Here is a 250-nt window from a genome sequence, read left to right as displayed (position 1 = left end):
ACCCTTTGTACCGCCCATTGTAGCACGTGTGTAGCCCAGGTCATAAGGGGCATGATGATTTGACGTCATCCCCACCTTCCTCCGACTTTTAGCCGGCAGTCACCTTAGAGTGCCCAACTGAATGCTGGCAACTAAGGTCGAGGGTTGCGCTCGTTGCGGGACTTAACCCAACATCTCACGACACGAGCTGACGACAACCATGCACCACCTGTCACCCTGTCCCCCCGAAGGGGGAACGCCCGATCTCTCG

At 57.2% G+C, this 250-nt stretch carries 1 rRNA gene; it reads right to left on the bottom strand.

Going from position 1 to position 250, the window contains the following annotated elements:
* A 16S ribosomal RNA gene (locus K1I44_RS15245) occupies positions 1–250 on the bottom strand; the annotation flags it as partial.

This window comes from Anoxybacillus sp. ST4 (genome assembly GCF_019448545.1).
Taxonomy (GTDB): Bacteria; Bacillota; Bacilli; order Bacillales; family Anoxybacillaceae; genus Anoxybacillus; species Anoxybacillus pushchinoensis.
The sequence above is the reverse complement of the archived record's forward strand: the minus strand, read 5'-3'. Positions and strand labels throughout refer to the sequence as shown.